The sequence below is a fragment of the Streptomyces calidiresistens genome, assembly GCF_014141525.1.
GTDB classification, from domain to species: Bacteria; Actinomycetota; Actinomycetes; order Streptomycetales; family Streptomycetaceae; genus Streptomyces; species Streptomyces calidiresistens.
Window position 1 is genome coordinate 1 of sequence record NZ_VKHS01000545.1, and the last position, 3,844, is coordinate 3,844.

The 3,844-nt window shown below is 74.2% G+C and carries 4 protein-coding genes; 3 read left to right on the top strand and 1 reads right to left on the bottom strand.

Features of this window, described 5'->3' with window-relative positions:
* Nucleotides 1–48: 48 nt before the first annotated feature.
* Together FOE67_RS19250 and fdhD are read left to right on the top strand one after the other, a co-directional pair.
* Nucleotides 49–441, top strand: coding sequence for a (2Fe-2S) ferredoxin domain-containing protein (locus FOE67_RS19250; protein ID WP_182665994.1), 393 nt, complete (start codon nucleotides 49–51; stop codon nucleotides 439–441).
* 113 nt (nucleotides 442–554) lie between these two features.
* Nucleotides 555–1,394 (top strand): formate dehydrogenase accessory sulfurtransferase FdhD, encoded by an 840-nt coding sequence (gene fdhD / locus FOE67_RS19255; protein WP_182665990.1) that lies wholly within the window; start codon nucleotides 555–557, stop codon nucleotides 1,392–1,394.
* A gap of 50 nt (nucleotides 1,395–1,444) precedes the next feature.
* Here fdhD and FOE67_RS19260 read toward each other — a convergent pair whose 3' ends face one another.
* Nucleotides 1,445–2,521, bottom strand: a complete 1,077-nt coding sequence (locus FOE67_RS19260) for a bile acid:sodium symporter family protein (RefSeq protein WP_228474050.1) — start codon at nucleotides 2,519–2,521, stop codon at nucleotides 1,445–1,447.
* 165 nt (nucleotides 2,522–2,686) lie between these two features.
* On the opposite strand from FOE67_RS19260, the gene FOE67_RS19265 reads away from it, so the two are divergent.
* Complete coding sequence (locus tag FOE67_RS19265) at nucleotides 2,687–3,520, top strand: aldo/keto reductase (RefSeq protein ID WP_182665992.1); 834 nt, start codon at nucleotides 2,687–2,689, stop codon at nucleotides 3,518–3,520.
* Nucleotides 3,521–3,844: the final 324 nt, after the last annotated feature.

Sequence of the window (3,844 nt, forward strand, 5' to 3'; positions counted from 1 at the left end):
CCGGCCGCCGTCCCCCGCTTCTCCCCCCGGGGCGAACGTCCCTGCTCGGTGGTGATCTGCCGGGGATGCTGTTGCGGAAACCCGGGCAGGGACCCCGGCACCGACCACGACGGGCAACTGCTCCGCCTGCGGGAGGCGGAGGCGGAGTCGGGGGGCCGCCTGCGGTTGCGGGTCAGCGACTGCCTGGGCCCCTGCGGCAAGGCCAACGTCCTGGTGGTCACCCCGTCCTCGGAGGGGCGCCGGCGCGGGGGCCGACCGGTGTGGCTGGGGTGGGTCAACGAGCCGGAGGGCACCGAGGAGGTGGTGGCGTGGGTGGCCGCCGGCGGCCCCGGGGTCGCCGAGCCGCCGGTGACCCTGGAACTGCACGAGGTGCCGCCCGGCGATCCCGCCCGCCCCGCGAAGCGGTCCGGGGGCCGGAGGGGAGGCGGGCGTCGGGGGTGATCGGCCGGGGGCCGGGCCCCGCCCCGCCCCCGGATGGGACGATGGGGGCGGGATCGCCCGCGGCGCACGCGAGCCGCGGCGGGGATCCCGGGGCACGAGGAACGGAGCGCGACATGGGACGGGTCACCGATCGACGCCGGGTGCTGCGGGTGCGGGACGGTCGCGTCGACGAGCGGCCCGACACCCTGACGGTGGAGGAACCGCTGGAGATCCGGGTCGCGGGCAGGCGGCTGACGGTCACCATGCGCACCCCGGGCGACGACTTCGCCCTCGCCTGCGGCTTCCTGGTCGCCGAGGGGGTGGTCGCCGCGGCGGGCGAGGTGAGCCGGGTGGTCTACTGCGGCGGACGCGACCGCACCGACCCGGAGGCGGAGAACTCCTACAACGTGGTGGACGTGGCACTGGCCCCCGGGGTGGCCCCGCCGGCGGACTCCCTGGAACGCCGGGTCACCACCACCTCGGCCTGCGGCATCTGCGGCCGCACCGAACTCGACGCGGTGCGCACCGGCGCCCGGTACCCCCTGGCCTCCGGACCCCGGGTGGACCCCCACCTGCTGGGCTCGCTGCCGGACCGGCTGCGCGGTGCGCAGCGGATCTTCGAACGCACCGGTGGGCTCCACGCCGCCGGCCTGTTCGCGGGTGACGGCACCCTGATCGACGTGCGGGAGGACGTGGGCCGGCACAACGCCGTGGACAAGGTGGTCGGACGCGCGCTGCAGGCCGGCCGGCTGCCGCTGGACGGCACGGTGTTGATGGTCTCCGGGCGGGCCTCCTTCGAGCTGGTCCAGAAGGCGGTGATGGCCGGGATCCCGGTGCTGGCGGCGGTCTCCGCGCCGTCCTCGCTGGCCGTGGACCTGGCCCGGGAGACGGGGCTGACGCTGATCGGCTTCCTGCGCGGCGGGTCGATGAACATCTACGCGGGCGCCGAACGGGTGGTGCTCCCCGCCGGTTGAGTCCCCGCCGGGTGTCCGCGACCGGTCGGACGCACCGGGGGCCGCCGGGCTCAGGCGGGGCCGTTCCCCGGTGGGGCGCGGTGGGCGCCGGAGTCGTCCGCCGGGCCGGGCGGGGGCCCCTCCCCCACCGGACGGGGTTCCTCCTCCCGCCCCCAGCGGCGGGCCAGCACCGCGCAGACCACCAGTTGCATCTGGTGGAAGAGCATCAGGGGCAACACCGCCATCGCCGCCTGCGGGCCGAAGAGCACGCCCGCCATCGGCAACCCCGCCGCCAAGGACTTCTTGGACCCGGCGAAGACGATCGCCACCCGGTCCCCGCGGGAGAAGCCCAACCGGCGCGAGCCGTACACGGTGATCACCAGCATGAGGGCCAGCAGCAGGACCTCCACCGCACCGAGGGCGAGCAGACGTCGCCAGCTCACCCGGGCCCAGATGTCCTCCTCCATGCCGCGGCTGAAGGCGGCGTAGACCACGATGAGGATGGAACCCCGGTCCACCAGGGAGAGCACCGCCCGGTGCCGGGTCACGAAGCCGCCGATGAAGCGGCGCAGGAGCTGGCCGAGCAGGAAGGGCAGCAGGAGTTGGGCCCCGATGCGCACCAGCGCGTCGGCGCCGGGGCCACCGGAGAGCGCCGCTCCCCCGAGCCCGCCCATCAGCAGCACCACCAGCAGCGGGGTGAGGAACACCCCGACCAGGCTGGAGAAGGATCCGGCGGCGATCGCGCCGGCCACGTTCCCCCGGGCGATGGAGGTGAAGGCGATGGAGGACTGGACGGTCGAGGGCACCAGGCACAGGAACAACAGCCCGGCGTACAGCTCCGGCGTCAGCAGCAGGTCGCCCAGGGGGCGGGCGGCCAGGCCCAACAGCGGGTAGAGGACGAAGGTGCAGGCCAGGATGGTGAGGTGCAGCCGCCAGTGACGCACCCCGGCCAGGGCCTCCGCGGTGGACAGGCGGGCGCCGTAGAGGAAGAACAGCAGGGCGATGGCGCCGGTGGCGGAGGCGTCGGCCGCCGTCGCGGCGGGTCCGGTGGCCGGGAGGACCGCGGCCAGCGCGACCGTGCCCATCAGAAGCACCAGGTAGGGGTCGAGCCAGCGGGTCATCCGTCGCAGTCCGTGCACGGCGAACATTGTGTCCCGCCGCCCGGGTGACGATCCCGGTGGGGTGACCGCCGTCGGCGCGGGGTGCGGCGGGAATGCCGGCGCAGGCGTCATCGTTGGAGCCGGGATGGGTAGGGGAACCCCCCGTAAGCACGATCCGAGCCGCCATCACACGGAGTAAGGACTCAATCGCACGTGAGCAGCGTCCCGCATGTGACTCTCAACAACGGCGTCGAGATGCCCCAACTGGGTTTCGGCGTCTGGCAGGTGTCGAACGACGAGGCCACCGCCACGGTGGGCAGGGCACTGGAGGTGGGATACCGCAGCATCGACACCGCGGCCGCCTACGGCAACGAGGAGGGCACCGGGCGCGCCATCGCCGAGTCCGGCATCCCCCGCGACGAGATCTTCGTGACCACCAAGCTGTGGAACGGTGACCACGGGTACGACGCGGCGCTGCGGGCCTTCGACGCCTCGCTGGAGCGCCTGGGCCTGGACCATGTGGACCTGTACCTGATCCACTGGCCGATGCCGGCGGTGGACCTGTACGTCGAGAGCTGGCGGGCGCTGGAGAAGATCCACTCCGAGGGGCGGGCCCGCGCCATCGGCGTCTCCAACTTCAAGCCCACCCACCTGCGCCGCCTGCTGGACGAGACCGGGACGGTCCCGGCCCTCAACCAGATCGAGTTGCACCCGAACCTGCCGCAGGCCGACACCCGCGCCTTCCACGCCGAGCACGACATCGCCACCGAGGCCTGGTCCCCCCTGGGCCAGGGCAAGGGCCTGCTGGAGGACCCGACCCTGGTGTCCGTGGCGGAGAAGCACGGCGTCACGCCCGCCCGGGCCGTGCTGCGCTGGCACCTGCGGCTGGGCAACGTGGTGATCCCGAAGTCGTCGACCCCCTCGCGGATCGAGGAGAACTTCGACCTCTTCGGCTTCGACCTGGACGAGGAGGACATGGCGGCCCTGGCCGGTCTGGACAACGGCCGTCGGCTGGGCCCGGACCCGGACGATTTCAACAACCGCTGACCCGGCGGCCCCACCGGTGGGGTGTCCGCCCCGGCATCTCACCGGGCCCCGCGGCCCCGTCCCCGCTCCGTGCGGGGACGGGGCCGCGGCGCGTCCCGGGGAGGGACACGATCCGTTCCGCCCCCTCCGAACCCCCGGGGCACCGATGATCGGGGGGGCTCCCGGGTGATCACCGCCGATTCCTCGTGATCCGTTCCAATCCGTCGGGGCGTCGGCTCCGAATCCCGGGTGTACCGGTCCCCGGGTGGGCCGGGGCGAGGCCCGTTCCGACCCACCCGGACTCCGGCCACGCCCGCTTCCGCGGGCGCGCCACCGCCCCACCCG

What these genes read in the sequence shown, in the direction of transcription:
- fdhD (WP_182665990.1), top strand. Translation starts at nt 555, where the DNA reads ATGGGACGGGTCACCGATCGACGCCGGGTGCTGCGGGTGCGGGACGGT.
- FOE67_RS19260 (WP_228474050.1), bottom strand. Translation starts at nt 2,521, where the DNA reads ATGTTCGCCGTGCACGGACTGCGACGGATGACCCGCTGGCTCGACCCC.